Origin of the sequence: Tenacibaculum sp. 190524A02b, assembly GCF_964036645.1 — a bacterium.
Classification (GTDB): domain Bacteria; phylum Bacteroidota; class Bacteroidia; order Flavobacteriales; family Flavobacteriaceae; genus Polaribacter; species Polaribacter vairaonense.
In genome coordinates, this window is record NZ_OZ038525.1 from 810,548 (window position 1) to 828,305 (window position 17,758).

Below are 17,758 nucleotides of genomic sequence, written 5' to 3' on the forward strand. Positions count from 1 at the left end.
ATTTATTCGTTATCCTCGTAATATTCATCTATGTCTCTTCTATCTTTTTTAGTAGGTCTACCAGTACCTTTTTTTCTGTAATAATCTTTAGCAAACTTTAAAAGTTCAGTTTTTTCAAATTCTTCTTTGGGAGTTATGTCCTTTCGATATAAATCAACTAATTTAGCACCAACTCTACTTTCAGGTAAGTCTAAGACCTTTATTTTATAATTAATTTGGTTTTTACGAACTATAATCACTTCATTTCCGTAAACTTCTTTCGAAGGTTTTAAGTTATTTCCGTCAATTTTTACCTGCCCTTTTTTACAAGCATTCGTAGCAGTACTCCTTGTTTTAAATAATCGGATACACCACAAATATTTGTCTATTCTCATACAAAAAGTTAAAAATTATTAATTCATTTTTTACAAAGGTATAAAAATGGTAAATTGCGCATCAAAATTCTTAACATTAAATGATAAAATTTAAACAATTTTTTTACGCATTAGTCATAGGAGTGGTTTTGTACTCTTGCGGAGATAATGGAAATAATAATGTAGCAAGTTTTGACCATGCAGCGCAAGCAGTTATAGATAATGATTCTATAGTAAAGTTTTTGAAGAATAATTATTACAACGAAACTGATGGTGTAGTAGAGCCTTTAGAAGATGGTAAAACTGCATTGTATGATGATTCTAGGCTTAATAATAAGGATGTTAAAGAAAATGATATTGACTATAAACTATATTATTTTGTAGTTAGAGAAGGGCAAGGAACTCCAAATCCTACTCCTTCTGATCCTAATAGAGTAAAAGGGCATCCAACTAAAATGGACTCAGTATTAACTAAGTATTCAGGAAGAAGAATTTTGAATAATAAAAGTGTAAGCTCTATTTTTGATATTAATACTACTTGGTTAACTCTAACAAGGGTTATAGTAGGTTGGAGAGAAGGATTAATACATTTTAAAGGTGGGGAAATAAATATAGTGCCTAATGAACCTATAAAATACAAAAATGGAGGTAAAGGTATTTTATTTATACCGTCTGGTTTAGCTTATAGAAACATACCGCAAACAGGAATCCCTGCAAACTCTGTACTAATGTTTGATGTTGAATTGTGGGATCATGTAGAAGATACTGATGAAGACAATGATTTGATTCCATCTATTTATGAAGATGTAGTAAATGGAGACGGTGATCCTAGAAATGATGACTCAGATGGGGATGGTATACCTAACTATAGAGATACAGATGATGATAATGATGGAAAGTTAACTAAAGATGAGGATGCTAATAAAGACGGAGACCCTAGAAATGATTTTAGCGATACATCTAAACCAACAGTACCTGATTATTTAAATAGAAACATAAGGTAATAACTTATTTAATTTACTGAAAATAAAAACACTTTAGCTTAGTCTTAAGTGTTTTTTGTTTTTAGAGCTTTTTTCAACGGTTATAATAATTTTTGGAATGATTTTAGATACAAATAATTTAAAGTGAAGAGATGAAGTGTTATTGAAAAACATTGAAACAATTAGTGAAAAGATTGTTAAATCAATAATTGGACTACACTAATAGCTCAAAAAAATGAAGAAAATATGTATATTTGGCTGGATGAAAAAAAGCGTAAAAATTATTGAATGTCCTAGAGATGCGATGCAAGGTATAAAGAGTCATTTTATAGCTACTTCTGATAAAGCTAGATATATTAATGCCTTGTTGAAAGTTGGATTTGACACTATTGATTTTGGAAGTTTTGTTTCACCTAAAGCAATACCGCAGATGAGAGACACTGCAGAAGTATTGTCTAAGTTAAATTTATCGCAAACAGAAAGCAAACTTTTAGCTATAGTTGCCAATGTACGAGGAGCAAATGATGCCTCTCAATTTGAAGAAATAAATTATTTGGGATATCCTTTTTCAATTTCTGAAAATTTTCAAATGAGGAATACCCATAAAACAATAGAACAGTCAATTGATACGTTAAAAGAAGTACTATCTATTGCAACAAGAAAGAATAAGGAAGTTGTAGCTTATTTATCAATGGGGTTTGGTAATCCATATGGGGATCCTTGGAATGTTGAAATCGTTGGAGAATGGGTGGAAAAACTTTGTAATTTAGGCGTAAAAATCTTATCTTTATCAGACACGATAGGAAGTTCAACACCAAGTGTTATAGAGTATTTATTTTCTAATTTGATTCCAGAGTATCCAGAAATAGAATTTGGAGCTCACTTACATACAACACCTAATACTTGGTTTGAAAAAATAGATAGTGCATATAGAGCGGGATGTAAACGTTTTGATGGTGCTATCAAAGGGTATGGTGGGTGCCCTATGGCTAAAGATGATTTAACAGGTAATATGCCTACGGAAAAAATGTTGTCGTATTTTACCTCAAACAATATAGATACTAATATAAAACCAATGAGTTTTGAAAGTGCTTATAATAAAGCACTAGAAGTTTTTTAATATATGAAGTTACTAGTTACTGTTTTTTTTGTAGTTTTTTCAATATTTCATCAAGCTTCAGATGATGAAAGAATAGGTGTATGGCATATTAAAGGCGGAAAATTTGTTAAAAATAACTCTAAAAATGACGAATTAGCACAAGATCATTGGAAAACATTTTATGAAATTTTTCCAAAATCTATAACTAGAAAGTATATAAAAAAATTAGTGTTAATTTCTGATGGTTTAGATGAAAAAACAGGCGCTTTAGGTGCTTTAAATACTAGAAACGATGAATGGCAATTAGTCATTGATACATTAGATGTAAACTTTAAAGCAAAAGATAAGAGGAGGTTAAGAGAGTCTGTATATACATTAGTGCATGAGTTTGGGCACCTACTGACTCTTAACAATACACAAATTAGACCTACCACTAAATTAAGTCAAGAAGAAGGGGCTCCTTATTTAACTTTAGAAGGAGAAGCATATAAAAATAGTTATTTAAACAGGTTTGTTTCTTTATTTTGGAAAGGTAAAATGTTAGAAAGATGGGATGTTATTAAAGAAAGGCATTGTTTTACAGAGGAAAGTTGCGTAGAAAAATTAATGGGGCTTTACCATGATAACTATGCAGATTTTGTTACTGGATATGCTGCAGAAAGCCCAGAGGAAGATATAGTTGAAAGTTGGACTCATTTTGTACTCAAGAAAAAAGCTAAAAATCCAAAAACAATAGCGCAAAAAAAAATAAACTTTTTTTACCAATTTCCAGAGTTGGTAGCTTACAGAAAGTTAATAAGATATAATACTCGTTATTACCTTCATTAACTTTAAAATATTTGACTATTTTTAACTAAATAGATATTATGAAAAAGACTTTTAGTTATCTACTAACATTTTTAATTATTGTACTACAAAGTTGTAGTAGTAAAAAGAAACTAATAGCATCAAAAGAAGCTCAGTATCATTTTAAAAAAGATTCTTCAAAAACTTATTTTACAGTTATTCAATTAAATGATGTGTATGAAATAGCTCCAATCCAAAATGGAAAGTACGGCGGAATGGCTAGAGTAGAATCTATTCATCAAAAAATATTGAAAGAAGATGAAAATACCATGATAGTATTAGCTGGGGACTTTTTAAATCCATCTTTATTAGGTACGATAAAAGTAGATGGAGCTAGAGTGCGAGGGAAACAAATGGTAGAAGTAATGAATGCTATGAATTTTGATTTGGTAGCTTTTGGGAATCATGAGTTTGATTTAAGTCATACACATTTACAAGAGCGATTGAATGAAAGTAACTTTGAATGGATTTCGGCAAATGTATTGCATAATAACTCTGGTAAGAATCATTATTTTTATAAGGTTAAAAATGGGAGAAAACAGAATTTAGAAGATTCATTTATAAAGGAGTTTAAAAAGCCAGATGGTACCATATTAAAAGTTGGTTTTATTAGTGTTTGCATTCCATCAAATCCCAAAAGTTATGTATTTTATGGAGATATGTTTGAGGAAATAAAAAGAGCGTATAATGAAATAAAACCTAAGGTAGATATTGTATTGGGATTAACTCATGTAAAAATTGAACATGATAAAAAAATAGCTGAGTTATTACCAAATATACCTTTAATAATGGGAGGGCATGAGCATACCAATAAATATGAAAAAATAGGAGATGTTACTATAGCAAAGGCAGATGCTAATGCAAAAACAATATATATTCATCGGTTTGAATATGATCCATTAACGAAGAAAGTAATTGTAAAATCTCAGTTAAAAGAGGTTAATGAAAAAATTGAATCAGATGAAAGTGTAAAAAAGATTGTAGATAAATGGCAAACTATACTTCATAAGAAAATAAAAGAAGTAATTAATAACCCTGAAGAAGCAATTTATAAAGTTAAGACTCCTCTAGATGCTAGAGATACACCTATTAGAAGTAAACAAACAAATATGGGGGATGTTGTAACAAGAGCAATGAGTTTTTCTTACAATAATGTTGTTGATTGCGCTTTAGTTAATGGAGGATCCATAAGAATTGATGATGTATTAGAGGGTAATATAACTGCTGTTGATATTTTTAGAGTTTTACCTTATGGAGGTGATGTTTTAAAAGTTGAATTAAAAGGTAGTTTATTAAAAAAAGTTTTAGATTTTGGTGAAAAATCATCTGGAACAGGAGCTTATTTGCAAAGATTTAGAGCAGAGAAACAAAATGGAAATTGGGTTATAAATAATGAATTAATAAATAAAGAAAAAATATATAAAGTTGCTTTTTCAGATTATCTTTTAAAAGGTTTTGATATTCCTTTTTTATCAGAAAAAAATCCAGAAGTTATCTCTGTTTATAAGCCTAACAAAAATGAAATAGCTGTAGATATAAGAAAAGCGGTGATTGAATATCTAAAAAGTATATAGTTTTCTTTGAAACAATAACTTCTGAAAAAAAATGACTACTAGTAGGTTAGTTGTTTTTTAGAATGATAAGTATTGCTTGTTATTTGAAAAATTCTTTAGATTTATTCCAATAAACATCCATTTCTTCTAAAGACATTTCTGAAAGCTGTTTACCATCTTGTAATGCAGATTTTTCTAAAAATTGAAATCTATTGATGAATTTTTTATTAGTTTTTTCTAAAGCATTTTCAGGATTTACACCTATAAAACGAGCATAGTTAATCATTGAAAATAAAACATCTCCAAATTCTTTTTCAATTTGTTCTTGGTTATTATTGGTTATTTCAGAATTCAGCTCATTTAATTCTTCTTGCACTTTATCCCAAACTTGGTGAGGTTCTTCCCAATCAAATCCAACACCAGCTACTTTGTCTTGAATTCTATTAGCTTTTACTAAAGCAGGTAAACTTTTAGGAACACCTTCTAAAACAGATTTTTTTCCTTCTTTCAGTTTAAGTTTTTCCCAATTCTTTTTCACTTCTTCTTCAGAGTGAACTTCAATGTCTCCGTAGATATGTGGGTGTCTTTCTATAAGTTTTTCAGAAATACTATTAGCAACATCTGCTATGTCAAAAGCTTTTTTTTCGCTTCCTATTTTAGAATAAAAAACGATGTGCAAAAGCACATCGCCTAATTCTTTTTTGATTTCATTTAAATCATTTTCCAGTATAGCGTCTGCTAGTTCGTAAGTCTCTTCAATTGTTAAATGCCTTAAACTTTGTAATGTTTGTTTTTTATCCCAAGGGCATTTTTCTCGAAGCTCATCCATAATATCTAGTAGTCTATTAAAGGCTTCTAATTGTTCCTTACGAGTATTCATCATGATGCTAAGTTTTATTCCTCCTCTTCAGTAGTGGCTACTTTTTCTAACGATTTAAAGTCAAAATTCGCTTTAACTAAAGAGTTATACCATTGAATTACTTTTTTGATATTTGAAGCATAAACACGTTCTTCATCAAAGTTAGGTAAAACTTCGCTAAAATAATTTAATAAGTTCTTTGAGCTTTCTTTATGAGAAATAGCTTCATTTCCGTCTTCTTTGTTAGCTATGTTTTTAAAAACTTCAGCTAATGGAACTTCTTCTTCGTATGTATAGATAGCTATATTTTCTAAAAGACTTACATTATGAGTTGCGGTAATAGGAAAACGTTTATTATCGGTAATTGATCTAACAATTACTCCTGTTTTAGTTTGTGATAAAATTTCAAATAAACCTGGTTTTCCAGTTACTGCTATTATTTTGTTAAATTCCATATATTTTAAATAAATACTATTTTAATAATCTTATTTTTTCTTAGCATTAGGAAAGCGCATTCTGTATCCAGGATTAACTTTACCTTTTGATATGTTTTCTAATTTCTTTTTAATTAATCTTTTCTTTAAAGAAGATAATTTATCAGTAAACAAAATACCTTCTATATGATCATATTCATGCTGAAATACTCTTGCAGCTAAGCCTGATAATGTTTCAGTATGTGATTTGAAATTTTCATCTTGATATTCTATAGTAATGGTTTCTTGTCTAAAAACATCTTCTCTAACATCAGGAATACTTAAACAACCTTCATTGAAAGCCCATTCATCTCCTTCTTCTTTTACAATTACAGGGTTAATAAAAACCCTATTAAAATCTTTTAAAACAGTTCTTTCCTCTTCACTTAAATCTTCATCTTCAGAAAAAGGAGAAGCATCAACAAGAAATAAACGAATAGCTCTACCAATTTGTGGTGCAGCTAAGCCAACACCTTGTGCATTATACATGGTTTCCCTCATATCAGAAATCAATTTATCTAATTCAGGATAATCAGCATCTATATCTTTTCCTACTTTACGTAATACAGGGTCACCGTATGCTACAATGGGTAAAATCATCAATTAAAATTTTAGTGGCTGCAAAAATACAAAGAAACGAGTTGGTATGAAATTATTTATTATACAAATAAGATTGAAGTATAATAGTTGCACTTATTTCATCTACTAATGCTTTGTTTTGTCTTTGTTTCTTTTTTAAACCACTATCAATCATAGTTTGGAACGCCATTTTAGAAGTAAAACGTTCGTCAACACGTTTAATAGAGGTCAAAGGGAAAACTTTTGTAAGTTTACTTATAAAGGGTTTTATAAACTCTTCACTTTCACTTTCGGTATTATTCATTTGTTTGGGTTCTCCAATGATAAATAAATCTACAGATTCTTTAGAGGTATAATCTTTTAAAAAATCGATTAACTCTTCTGTGTTTACAGTTGTAAGTCCAGAGGCAATTATTTGAAGTTCATCAGTTACAGCAATACCTGTACGCTTTTTACCAAAATCAAGAGCTAATATTCTTCCCATTTTTGCTTATTTAGTGCAAAAGTAACGATTTTTAACAACAGCTAGTGATCTGTTTAAAAAATGTATCTTCGTGTTAAATTCAACAACAGAAATTATATTTGCAACAAACTATTTGTTAAAGATGACAGAATTAAGACCTATTATAGAGAACGCTTGGGAGAACCGAGAATTATTACAAGAAGAAACAACAATTAATGCAATTAGAAAAGTCGTAGATTTATTAGATCAAGGAGATTTAAGAGTTGCTGAACCTATAGAAGATGGTTGGCAGGTAAATGAATGGGTAAAGAAAGCTGTAGTGCTTTATTTTCCAATTCAAAAAATGGAAACTTTAGAAGCTGGTATTTTCGAATACCATGATAAAATTCCATTAAAAAGAAATTACCAAGAAAAAGGTATACGAGTTGTGCCTAATGCTGTAGCTCGTCATGGAGCTTATATTTCATCAGGAACTATTTTAATGCCAAGTTATGTAAATATAGGGGCTTATGTTGATGAAGGTACAATGGTTGATACATGGGCAACAGTTGGTTCGTGTGCACAAATAGGAAAAAATGTACACTTATCAGGAGGTGTTGGAATTGGTGGGGTTTTAGAGCCTCTTCAAGCTGCACCAGTTATTATAGAAGATAATGCCTTCATAGGATCTCGTTGTATAGTAGTTGAAGGCGTAAAAGTTGAAAAAGAAGCGGTTTTAGGAGCAAATGTTGTATTGACAGCTTCTACTAAAATTATTGATGTAACAGGAGATGAACCAGTTGAAATGAAAGGAAGAGTGCCAGCACGTTCTGTAGTAATTCCTGGAAGTTATACAAAAAAGTTTGCAGCAGGAGAATTTAATGTTCCTTGTGCATTGATAATTGGGAAAAGAAAAGAAAGTACTAATAAAAAGACATCTTTAAATGATGCTTTAAGAGAATATGATGTTGCTGTATAAAATTTAATAGTATCAAAAAGAAAATATATTTGGTTAAATTACGTTTTAAAACTTTTGTAAATTATATCTTTGGCGAAAAATTCAAATTAAATTGACTAAGTTAACCGTAATAATACCTACATTAAATGAAGAATCCAACATTCAAAGAGCGTTGGATTCTGTTTTTTTTGCAGACGAAATTATTGTCATCGATTCTTATAGCTCTGATAAAACGGTAGAAATAGTAAAGAGAAATAAAGTAAAACTACTTCAAAGACATTTTGATGATTTTTCTTCACAAAAAAATTATGCTATTCAAAAAGCTACTAATGAATGGGTTTTAGTTTTAGATGCTGACGAAGAAATTAGCAAAGAATTACAAAAAAGTATAAAGCAAAAGTTGTCACAAAAGACCAAACATGATGCCTTTTACATTTATAGAAAAAATTATATAAATAATAAAAAACTTAATTTTGGAGGGTATACTAACAAAATAATAAGACTTTTTAAGAAAGAAAAGTCTTATTATGAAGGTATAGTACATGAAAAGGTTGTTACAAATGGTGATTTAGGTGTTTTAAAAGGAGTAATAAATCACTATACTTTTAATAGTTTTCATCAGTTTAAGAAAAAAATAGAGCACTATGCTAAATTAAGAGCAATTGAACTAGATCAAAAAGGAAAAAAAATAAATGCATTTCATTTATATATAAAACCTGTAGCAAGGTTTTTTATACATTATATTTTAAAACTTGGCTTTTTAGACGGTAAAAGCGGATTTATTTTTTCATACTTTATGGGGTACGGTGTATATAGAAGGTTTCAAGAATTAACTTTATTAAGAAATGAAGGAAGTGAAGGTAGGCTTTGATGCCAAGCGTATTTTTCATAATACAACAGGCTTAGGTAATTATAGTAGAGATCTAGTAAGAATCTTAGCAGAGTATTATCCAAAAAATACGTATTATTTATATAATCCTAAACCAAAAAAAGTTTCAAGACTTCAGTTAACCAGTTCAATGGTAGAAGTATTACCTAAAAGTGCTTTATGGAAAAAACTATCTTCATTATGGAGGCAAAAAGCGATAGTGAAACAATTAAGAGAGGATGGTATAGGGGTTTTTCATGGACTATCAGGAGAAATACCAAGAGATTTAAAAAAACATAATATTAAATCTGTGGTAACAATACATGATTTAATTTTCATGAGATATCCAAACCTATATTCTTTTATTGATAGAAAAATTTACTTAGCTAAGTTTAAATATGCTGCTAAAAATGCCGACAAAGTAATTGCTATCAGTGAGCAAACCAAACGAGATATTATTAAATTTTTGAAAATAGATGAATCAAAAATAGAAGTAATTTATCAAGGCTGTAGTAATGTGTTTAAAGAAATAAGTACGGAAAAAGAGAAAAACAACTTAATAGATAAATATAAATTACCTAAGAAATTTTTGCTTAATGTAGGAACTATTGAAGAAAGAAAAAATGCATTAACAATAGTAAAGGCAATAAAAGACCTAAAAATTCCTTTAGTTATAGTTGGTAGGAAAACCAAATACTATGAACTGATAAAAACATATATAGAGGAAAACGATATAACTGATAAAGTGTTTTTCTTGGAAGGTTTAACTTTAAAAGAATTAGCGATTATATATCAAATAGCTGAAATATTTATTTACCCAAGTATTTTTGAAGGTTTTGGAATTCCTATTATTGAAGCCCTTTATTCTGGAACTCCTGTAATAACATCAAAAGAAGGTGTTTTTCCAGAAGCAGGAGGAGATAATTCTTTATATATAAACCCATATGACCCGGAAGAACTAAAAACAAAGATTGAACTGTTGTTGAAGTCGGAAGAAAGGAAGTTAAAAATGATAGAAAAGGGTAAAGAGTATGTTCAAAGGTTTAATGATGAATCCATTGTTGAAAATGTGATTAATCTATATAATAAATTACTGTAAAATTATTACAGTTTTTCCAAAGGACATATTATAGATTGTTATTTAGGTAAATTGATTGGCGTATACTTGCCTTCATCTAAAACATAATTTAACCAATTTTTAAATCCGTATTTTAATTTAATTTCTTCATTAACTTCTTGGTAAGGAGTGTTTATAAACTCTTCAACTCCTTCTAGATTTAACCCATCCCACACAAAAATATTATTTGGGTTATAAAAATCATATTTTTTAACCTCTGCATTATTAGTAATTAGCTTTTTATTGTAATATAAAGCTTCAAATGTTCTAAAAGATAGACCTGTATGGGTTTCGTTCAAGAAGTCAATTACAATTTTCGAGTTTTTTAATCGAGCAATATTTTCTTCATAGGGCATATGCTCAAAAATGTGGTTAATTTCCTCAGATTTAATTAATTTAGAGTCTTTTACAGAAGTGAAAAATATATGAAAGTCTAGTTTTAAATTAAGTTCTCTACTCTTTTTTATAAAGGCTTCTATTTGAGGCATTCTTTTTCTAATATATGAACCAACAAAAAAGATGTCGTTTTTTGCATCTTTATTTTTTATAAAATCGCGGTCAAAATCAAAATAAAAATTACTTAAAGGAAGCAGTTTGTGTTTAGAGTAGCTAAGATCATTTTTGTCAAAAACAAAAAATCGATCAAAGTATGGAATATAATTATATATAGCAGGAAATCTATGTAAACCATCCCACTGGTAAGCAATTAGTTTTTTTGAAGTCTTTTTTAAACGAGATATTATCTCTTTAGGATAAATATCTGCCCTTATTAAAAGTGTGTAATCAATTTCACCTTCAACAGCATCTAAAATTTTATTAATCTCTTCACTAAAAAAAGCAAACTTCAGTTTTCCTTTATAATGCTTGTCATTTAAAAAAGTTTTTCGAATAAAGTTATAAGCTTTTTGACCAAAATTTTTATATTTAAAAGTGTGATCTTCAAAGCATATAGAGATTACTTCATAGCCATAATGTTCCATGTTCTTTTTAATAGCCTCAAACATGTTGAAACTTTTAGGTAACCCTAAAACTATTCTTTTTTTTTGCATAAAAGTACTATGTTGATGGGCAAAAGTAAATAAAAAATAATTTTGAAAAGTTAATTTACCAAGAAATAAAATTACATTTGCATTAGAACAGTATGGCAAAAAAAAGTAAGAAAATTCTGGTTGATTTAGAACGAATGCGTTATCCTAACTCGGGACTATCTAATGTATGTGAAGCTTTAGTAAAGGGTTTTGAAAAATTAGGTTTTATTGATAGTCTTAGTTTTTATGGGGAAGAAACTATCATTTCTAATTTAAAAATCAAGAATAAGGAGTTTTGGAAGCCTTGGAACAGGATATTTAACCCAGTAGTTAAAAAGTATGATTTTGTACATATTACACATCAAGTAAGTTCTTATTTTCCTAATTGTAAAAAGCCTAAAATAGTAACATTACATGATCTTAATTTTTTACATGAAGGAAAGTCAAAGAAAAAAATAGCTAAAGAGATAAAGAGAATTAATAAGAGTCTAAAAAATACTAAATACTTAATTTGTATTTCAGAGTTTACAAAACAAGATTTTTTAAATAATAAAGCTTTATTCAAGTATCCTAAAGATATGTGTATTGAAGTGATTCATAATGGATTAATATTTGAAGATTTTGAAACAGACTATAGTGAAAAATTAACTTTTTTAGAAGATAAGGAGTTTTTACTAAATATAGGGGTAATACACCCTAAAAAGAACCAGTTAAGTTTATTAAGCTTATTAGTTGACAACCCTGATATATACTTAGTACTAGTTTTTAGTAATAAAAAAGCAGACTACGAATCGTTGATTATTAAAAAGTCTAAAGAATTAGGAATATATAACAGAATTTTATTTTTTGAAAATATAGAAGAAAAGCAAAAAATACATTTATTGAAAAATTGTAAGGCATTAGTTCATCCTTCTAAAGCTGAGGGGTTTGGGATTCCACCAATTGAAGCAATGTATTTTGAAAAACCAGTATTTGTTAGTAATTTAACAAGCTTACCAGAAATAGCAGGTAAAGAGGCATACTACTGGAAATCTTTTGACTCTAAATCTATGAGCAAAGTATTTAAGGAAGGAATCAAGGATTACGATAATGATAGTCAAAAAAGGCAACGACTAAAAAAATGGGCATTGAAATATGATTATCTAGAAATGGCAAGAAAGTATATTGAATTATATAAAAAAATATAAAGCTATAAACTTCCATTTAATAGTATTTTGTTTTTAGGAAAGAAGAGATAAACAAGTATGAAAGCGAGTTATAACACATGAAAATTAAATAATTTACGTGCTACATAAAAAAATAGAATTTAAACTTTTTTCAGACGGAAGAGGTGATTTAGTACCAATAGAAATTGGAAGTGATGAATATGATATACCATTTGAAGTAAAAAGATGTTATTTTATATCAGTACCAACTAATGACAATGGAGCAATAAGAGGAAAGCATGCGCATAAAAACTTAAAGCAAGTAATTATTTGTTTAAATGGTAGCTTTGTTTTAAGGTTAGTAGGTACTAATGGAAAAGAAGAAAAAATAATGTTATCTAAAAAAGATGAAGGGATTTATATAGAAAACTTAGTTTGGAGAGAATTGATGGATTTTTCTGAAAACTGTGTGATACTTGTATTAGCAAGTGAACATTATGATGCTGAAGATTATATTACTGACTTTGATGAGTTTTTAAAACTGTAAGTGTTATGGAAACTAACCCTAAAGTTTCAGTATTAATCCCTCATTATAATGGAGCAGAATATATTGAGGAAACAATAAAATCTGTCATTAACCAAACATATTCTGACTTTATAGAGCTTATTGTTGTTGATGATTGCTCTCCAAATAAAGAAAGTTTAAAGTTTCTTAAATTTCTTAAAACTAAATATGAATTTACTTTATTAGAACATGAAGAAAATTCAGGTGCAGCAAGAGCATTTCATACAGGAGCTAAACATGCATCTGGAGACTTGATAGCTTTTTTAGGACAAGATGATTTATTTAAACTAGATAAAATAGAAAAACAGGTTAATTATTTAAAAAAGAATAGTTTATGTGTAGCATGTTATTCTGGTTTTGAACTTTATGAAGAGAGGTTAGAAACATACAGCCCTTTTATAACTACAGAAACAATTAACGCTATTAAGGAAAAGACTATTTTTCCAAGTCTTTATATTAAAAATAACTTTTGTTTTACTTTACAAGGGTTATTAGTTAAAAAAGAAATTGTTAGCCAATTTTTTTTACCAATATGGAATAAACTATTATTAGATGATTGGCCTATACATATTAAATTATTTAATGAAAAAAATGAGCAAATAGGTTTTTTAGATGAAGTATTGTTCACATATAGAGTACATGATAGTAATCTTTCTAAACAAAAAATCAGAACTTTTGCAATGGTATCAGATGTTATAGCCAATATGTGTCCCCAAAAATATCAAGAAGAAGCTATGAAGTATCACATTAAACATTTAGGTTTGAATCAAAAAGAAAAGAAATTTAAAAATTTTTTTAAATGGAAATAATACCTGTTTTTTTCTCCTTTGATAATGGTTATGTACCTCAAGCAGCTGTGACATTTGAGAGTTTATTAACAAACAGAAAAAATAAAATTTTTTATGAATTAAAGGTGCTTTATACAGAGATATCTGAAAATAATCAATTAGTGTTAAAAGAACTTGTAGATAAACACCCAAATACTTCGTTAGATTTTATTTTACTAGAAAAGAGTTTATTAAACTTAAGTTTTGATAATACAAATTTTTCAACAGGTCACTTAGGAACTGTTTTTACAGTTGATACGCTTTTTAGATGTATACCAGATTTAATTCCTGAGTTAAATAAGTATGAAAAAATTATTTATTCCGACGTTGATATTGTAATAGTAGATGATATTTCAGAGTTAAATAAGATAACATTTACTAATGAATATTTAGCAGGTGTAAAAATTCCTAGTTTTTTAGAGCATGAGATAAAACATTTACCTGAAAAATTTAAAGGAAAATATTTTGCTGGTGGGTTATGGGTAATGAATTTAAAAAAAATGAGAGAAGATAAAATAGGAGAAAAGGCAATTGCCTTAATGAAGAATCCTCCATTTAAGCTTTTATGGAATGATCAAGACGTGATGAATTTAGTCTGTGATACCAATGTTTTATATTTGCCTTATAAGTACATTTCAATACCCGATTGGTTACCAATGCTTAAAAAGATAAAGTTTAAAGATAAATATTATCCTAATAAGGAACTATATGACTGCATGTATTCACCTAAAATTGTTCATTATGCAGGAAAAAAACCATGGAAAGATGTAAGTGTTTTAAAAGCTGATTTATGGTTTGACTGGTTAGATAAAACACCCTTTTCTAATTTATTTGATGATAAAAAAAATGAGCTAAAAGAAAAAAGTAAAGTTAATGTTTTTAATAAGTTATTAAAAAAGTTAAGAAAGTTATGATTCATAAAACGTCAGAAGTAGCATCTAAAAATATAGGTAAAAAAACAAACATATGGCAATATTGTGTTGTGTTAGAAGAAGCTGCTATAGGAGACAATTGTAATATTTGTTCTCATTGCTTTATAGAAAATAAAGTAAAAATAGGAAACAATGTAACAATTAAGAGTGGTGTTCAAATTTGGGACGGAATAACTATAGAAGATGATGTATTCATAGGAGGAAATGTTAGTTTTACAAATGATAGGTACCCAGAATCTAAAAATGCATCTTTTGTATTAGAAAAAACTATTATAAGAAAAGGTGCTGTAATTGGTGCAGGATCTACAATTCTCCCAGGTATAGAAATAGGAGCAGGTGCAATGATAGGAGCAGGTAGCGTTTTAACAAAAAATGTAGGTATTAATGAGGTATGGTATGGAAATCCAGCTGAGTTTAAAGGATACAATAGTTAAAAAGATACGAATGTAACTAAAAATTTAATTTGTAATAATTATAAAAAGTAAAAAATGATTCCTTTTTTAGATTTAAAAAAAATTAATCAACAGTATAAAGAAGAATTAAAAGAAGCTTGTAGCAGAGTTATAGATAAGGGTTGGTATATTCATGGAGAAGAATGTAAGTCTTTTGAGGAAGAATTTGCAAATTATTGTGGAGTTAAACATGCCATAGGAGTAGCTAATGGATTAGATGCACTGATATTAATATTAAATGCATATATCGAGTTAGGAGTTTTAAAAGAAGGAGATGAAATTATAGTGCCAGCTAATACTTTTATAGCTTCTGTTCTAGCTATTTCAAAAAACAAGCTAAAACCAGTTTTTGTAGAGCCTTCAGAAGATTATTTAATAGAAGCTGATAAAATTAAAAAACATATAACTATTAGAACCAAAGCTATAATGGTGGTTCATTTATATGGACAAGTTTGCGAAATGGATGAAATTAATTTATTAGCAAAAGAGTATGGTTTAAAGATAATTGAAGATGCGGCTCAATCACATGGTGCTATTTATAAAGATAAAAAATGCGGAAGTTTAAGTGATGCTTGTGGGTTTAGTTTTTATCCAGGTAAGAACCTTGGGGCATTAGGAGATGGAGGTATGGTAACAACTAATAATTCAATTTTAGCCAAGACAATAAGAACATTGGCAAACTATGGACAATTAGAGAAGTATAAAAATGAATTTAAAGGGGTAAACAGCAGACTAGATGAAATTCAAGCAGCAATGCTTAGAATAAAGTTAAAATATTTGAACAAAGAAATAGAAAAAAGAAGAAAAATAGCTAATTATTACTTATTGAATATCACGAATCAAAATATTGTATTGCCAGTATTAAAAAGTCAAGAAAATCATGTATGGCATCTTTTTGTGATAAGAACAGCTAAGAGAGATGAACTAGCTGAATATTTAAAAATGAATGGTGTACAAACTTTAATTCATTACCCAATACCACCACATCTACAAAAAGCATATATAGAGTTTAAGGATTCAAGTTTTCCTATTACAGAAGGAATCCATAAGGAAGTACTTTCATTGCCAATTTCACCAGTATTATCTATAGATGAAGTTTCAGAAGTAGTAAAATTAATTAATGAATGGAAGTAGCTTTTTCAATAAAAAAAAATAGAGAAGATTTAAAAAAAATAGAAGAAAAATTTAAAGATAATCCCTCCTTAGATTTAGCTGAAAGATTAGTAAACTTATTAATGTCAGGAATATTTGGAGAATATTATAATGAAAATCTAGAATCTTTTTTTGTAAATTATGCAGATAGAAATAAAAAATTAAGAGAAGATTTTAAAATATTTCAGCCTAAAAAAAATAAATACCTTCATGTTGCTTCGCAAGTATATTTACATGGAGGACATACAAGGATACTTGAAAGATGGATAGATGCAAGTAATGATACTTCTGAAGAGCATACCGTTATATTATTAAATCAAACTAATAAAGGAGAAATACCAGATAAATTAAAAGAGGTTGTGGCTTTTAAAAAAGGAAGCTTAATTATTTTAGATCCATCAAAAAATATAATCCAAAAAGCAAATGAATTGAGAGATAAAGCATTTGAATTTGGAACAATTATTTTGCATCATCACCCACAAGATCCAATACCGCTCATGGCATTTGGAGTAGAAGAATTCAAACGTCCAATAATTTGTTTTAATCATTCAGGGCACACTTTCTGGTTAGGTAGAAATGTAGTTGATCACTGTATTGACATTGAAAAAAATCAAAATACTTGTACAATTGAGAAAAGAAGAATTGAAAATACAACTCTAATAAATATGCCAGTTGACGAGGTTAATAAGTCAAACACTAAAGAAGAAACTAAAAACATTAGAGTAGAGTTAGGAGTTGATAAAGATGCGTTAATTATTTCCACAATGGCTAGTATGTACAAGTTTATGCCAATTCAAGGGATAAGTTTTACAGATACCATAGCAAAAATTTTAGATAATAATTCTCGAGCTATTTTTTTAGGTATAGGAGTAACTAATACAAATGAAGAATGGAATAAATTGATTAATACTTATGAGAATAGGGTGTTTTTATTGGGTGCTATTCCTCACGATAAAATCTCAAGATATTTAATAGAAACAGACTTGTATATTGATTCCTTTCCATACAATTCATGGGTTTCTTTAATTGATGCAATTTCTATAGGAAAATTACCAGTTTTAGTGTTAAAAACACCAGTTGGATATCCTAATTTTCTTGAAGGAACAAAATCAGTGTGCAACTCTCCAAAGGAGCTTGTGGAAAAAGCATTTATATTATTAGACTCAAAACCTGAAAGGGAAGATTTGTTTAAAGAAGTCTATCAAATTTTTCAGAATAAATGTTCAAAAGAAGCTTTTTATGAAAAAATTAAAAAAATTTACTCTAAACTTGAGTATCAGGAAAAGAAATTAATGAAACCTAAAGAGGAAATTACAAATTTTGATGCTTATAACTTTTTATTTAGATCATCATCGGTTATCAAAATAAAGGAAAAAGGAATAAAAAATCTATTTCAGATAAAAAAGTATCAAGAAGCTTTATATATAAAAAAAGTTTTTTTCCTTTTCGGTGTTAAGGTATTTGAAATTAGAAAAAGTGAACTTAAAGAATTAGCCAAGGATTATAATGTTCTTTTATAAATGAATT

Annotated in this window: 20 protein-coding genes; 14 read left to right on the top strand and 6 right to left on the bottom strand. The window is 28.4% G+C overall.

Going from position 1 to position 17,758, the window contains the following annotated elements; all coding sequences use genetic code 11:
- Positions 1–2: 2 nt before the first annotated feature.
- The gene (locus ABNT65_RS03275; RefSeq protein WP_348747155.1) at positions 3–374 is read right to left on the bottom strand and encodes an RNA-binding S4 domain-containing protein; all 372 of its coding nucleotides are present in this window, start codon (positions 372–374) and stop codon (positions 3–5) included.
- Positions 375–454: 80 nt separating this feature from the next.
- On the opposite strand from ABNT65_RS03275, the gene ABNT65_RS03280 reads away from it, so the two are divergent.
- The 4 genes from ABNT65_RS03280 to ABNT65_RS03295 all read left to right on the top strand — a co-directional run bounded on the left by ABNT65_RS03280 (position 455) and on the right by ABNT65_RS03295 (position 4,855).
- Complete coding sequence (locus ABNT65_RS03280) at positions 455–1,357, top strand: FKBP-type peptidyl-prolyl cis-trans isomerase (protein ID WP_348747156.1); 903 nt, start codon at positions 455–457, stop codon at positions 1,355–1,357.
- Between the two features lie 241 nt (positions 1,358–1,598).
- Positions 1,599–2,456, top strand: coding sequence for a hydroxymethylglutaryl-CoA lyase (locus tag ABNT65_RS03285; protein WP_348702320.1), 858 nt, complete (start codon positions 1,599–1,601; stop codon positions 2,454–2,456).
- 3 nt (positions 2,457–2,459) lie between these two features.
- On the top strand, positions 2,460–3,263 hold the full coding sequence (locus tag ABNT65_RS03290) for a hypothetical protein (RefSeq protein ID WP_348737274.1): 804 nt from the start codon (positions 2,460–2,462) through the stop codon (positions 3,261–3,263).
- 38 nt (positions 3,264–3,301) lie between these two features.
- On the top strand, positions 3,302–4,855 hold the full coding sequence (locus ABNT65_RS03295) for a bifunctional metallophosphatase/5'-nucleotidase (RefSeq protein ID WP_348747157.1): 1,554 nt from the start codon (positions 3,302–3,304) through the stop codon (positions 4,853–4,855).
- A 79-nt stretch (positions 4,856–4,934) separates the two neighbouring features.
- Here the strand turns inward: ABNT65_RS03295 and mazG are convergent, their stop codons facing one another.
- The 4 genes from mazG to ruvX are packed head-to-tail and all read right to left on the bottom strand — an operon-like array spanning position 4,935 to position 7,229.
- Positions 4,935–5,714 carry a nucleoside triphosphate pyrophosphohydrolase gene (mazG, locus tag ABNT65_RS03300; RefSeq protein ID WP_348702319.1) on the bottom strand — a complete coding sequence of 260 codons (780 nt, stop codon included), beginning with the start codon at positions 5,712–5,714 and terminating at the stop codon, positions 4,935–4,937.
- Between the two features lie 14 nt (positions 5,715–5,728).
- Positions 5,729–6,148 carry a DUF5606 domain-containing protein gene (locus ABNT65_RS03305; protein WP_348737276.1) on the bottom strand — a complete coding sequence of 140 codons (420 nt, stop codon included), beginning with the start codon at positions 6,146–6,148 and terminating at the stop codon, positions 5,729–5,731.
- Between the two features lie 30 nt (positions 6,149–6,178).
- Positions 6,179–6,766, bottom strand: a complete 588-nt coding sequence (gene def / locus ABNT65_RS03310; protein ID WP_348702176.1) for a peptide deformylase — start codon at positions 6,764–6,766, stop codon at positions 6,179–6,181.
- Positions 6,767–6,818: 52 nt separating this feature from the next.
- Complete coding sequence (gene ruvX, locus ABNT65_RS03315; RefSeq protein WP_348737278.1) at positions 6,819–7,229, bottom strand: Holliday junction resolvase RuvX; 411 nt, start codon at positions 7,227–7,229, stop codon at positions 6,819–6,821.
- A gap of 121 nt (positions 7,230–7,350) precedes the next feature.
- Between ruvX and ABNT65_RS03320 the strand changes: the two genes are divergently transcribed.
- The 3 genes from ABNT65_RS03320 (at position 7,351) to ABNT65_RS03330 (ending at position 10,112) form a co-directional block, all read left to right on the top strand.
- Positions 7,351–8,166 carry a 2,3,4,5-tetrahydropyridine-2,6-dicarboxylate N-succinyltransferase gene (locus tag ABNT65_RS03320; RefSeq protein ID WP_348702174.1) on the top strand — a complete coding sequence of 272 codons (816 nt, stop codon included), beginning with the start codon at positions 7,351–7,353 and terminating at the stop codon, positions 8,164–8,166.
- Between the two features lie 91 nt (positions 8,167–8,257).
- Positions 8,258–9,016, top strand: a complete 759-nt coding sequence (locus ABNT65_RS03325) for a glycosyltransferase family 2 protein (protein WP_348737279.1) — start codon at positions 8,258–8,260, stop codon at positions 9,014–9,016.
- Entirely contained in the window at positions 8,991–10,112 is a 1,122-nt protein-coding gene (locus ABNT65_RS03330; protein WP_348747158.1) for a glycosyltransferase family 1 protein, read from the top strand. The genes ABNT65_RS03325 and ABNT65_RS03330 overlap by 26 nt, the downstream gene beginning before the upstream one ends.
- A gap of 38 nt (positions 10,113–10,150) precedes the next feature.
- On the opposite strand, the gene ABNT65_RS03335 is transcribed toward ABNT65_RS03330, so the two are convergent.
- On the bottom strand, positions 10,151–11,179 hold the full coding sequence (locus ABNT65_RS03335) for a hypothetical protein (RefSeq protein ID WP_348747159.1): 1,029 nt from the start codon (positions 11,177–11,179) through the stop codon (positions 10,151–10,153).
- Between the two features lie 92 nt (positions 11,180–11,271).
- Here ABNT65_RS03335 and ABNT65_RS03340 point away from each other — a divergent pair, with 92 nt between their 5' ends.
- From ABNT65_RS03340 to ABNT65_RS03370, 7 genes are all read left to right on the top strand, one after another.
- Entirely contained in the window at positions 11,272–12,345 is a 1,074-nt protein-coding gene (locus ABNT65_RS03340) for a glycosyltransferase family 1 protein (RefSeq protein WP_348747160.1), read from the top strand.
- Positions 12,346–12,442: 97 nt separating this feature from the next.
- Positions 12,443–12,850, top strand: coding sequence for an FdtA/QdtA family cupin domain-containing protein (locus ABNT65_RS03345; protein ID WP_348702168.1), 408 nt, complete (start codon positions 12,443–12,445; stop codon positions 12,848–12,850).
- A 5-nt stretch (positions 12,851–12,855) separates the two neighbouring features.
- A complete protein-coding gene (locus ABNT65_RS03350) occupies positions 12,856–13,677 on the top strand; it encodes a glycosyltransferase family 2 protein (protein ID WP_348747161.1) in 822 nt (273 codons plus the stop codon).
- Positions 13,668–14,609, top strand: a complete 942-nt coding sequence (locus tag ABNT65_RS03355) for a glycosyltransferase family 8 protein (protein ID WP_348747162.1) — start codon at positions 13,668–13,670, stop codon at positions 14,607–14,609. The genes ABNT65_RS03350 and ABNT65_RS03355 overlap by 10 nt, the downstream gene beginning before the upstream one ends.
- Positions 14,606–15,061, top strand: coding sequence for an acyltransferase (locus ABNT65_RS03360; RefSeq protein ID WP_348702164.1), 456 nt, complete (start codon positions 14,606–14,608; stop codon positions 15,059–15,061). The genes ABNT65_RS03355 and ABNT65_RS03360 overlap by 4 nt, the downstream gene beginning before the upstream one ends.
- Positions 15,062–15,115: 54 nt before the next feature.
- On the top strand, positions 15,116–16,213 hold the full coding sequence (locus tag ABNT65_RS03365) for a DegT/DnrJ/EryC1/StrS family aminotransferase (RefSeq protein WP_348737284.1): 1,098 nt from the start codon (positions 15,116–15,118) through the stop codon (positions 16,211–16,213).
- Positions 16,204–17,751: a hypothetical protein gene (locus ABNT65_RS03370; RefSeq protein WP_348747163.1), complete on the top strand. Its 1,548-nt coding sequence runs from the start codon at positions 16,204–16,206 to the stop codon at positions 17,749–17,751. The genes ABNT65_RS03365 and ABNT65_RS03370 overlap by 10 nt, the downstream gene beginning before the upstream one ends.
- The last annotated feature ends 7 nt before the right edge of the window (positions 17,752–17,758 follow it).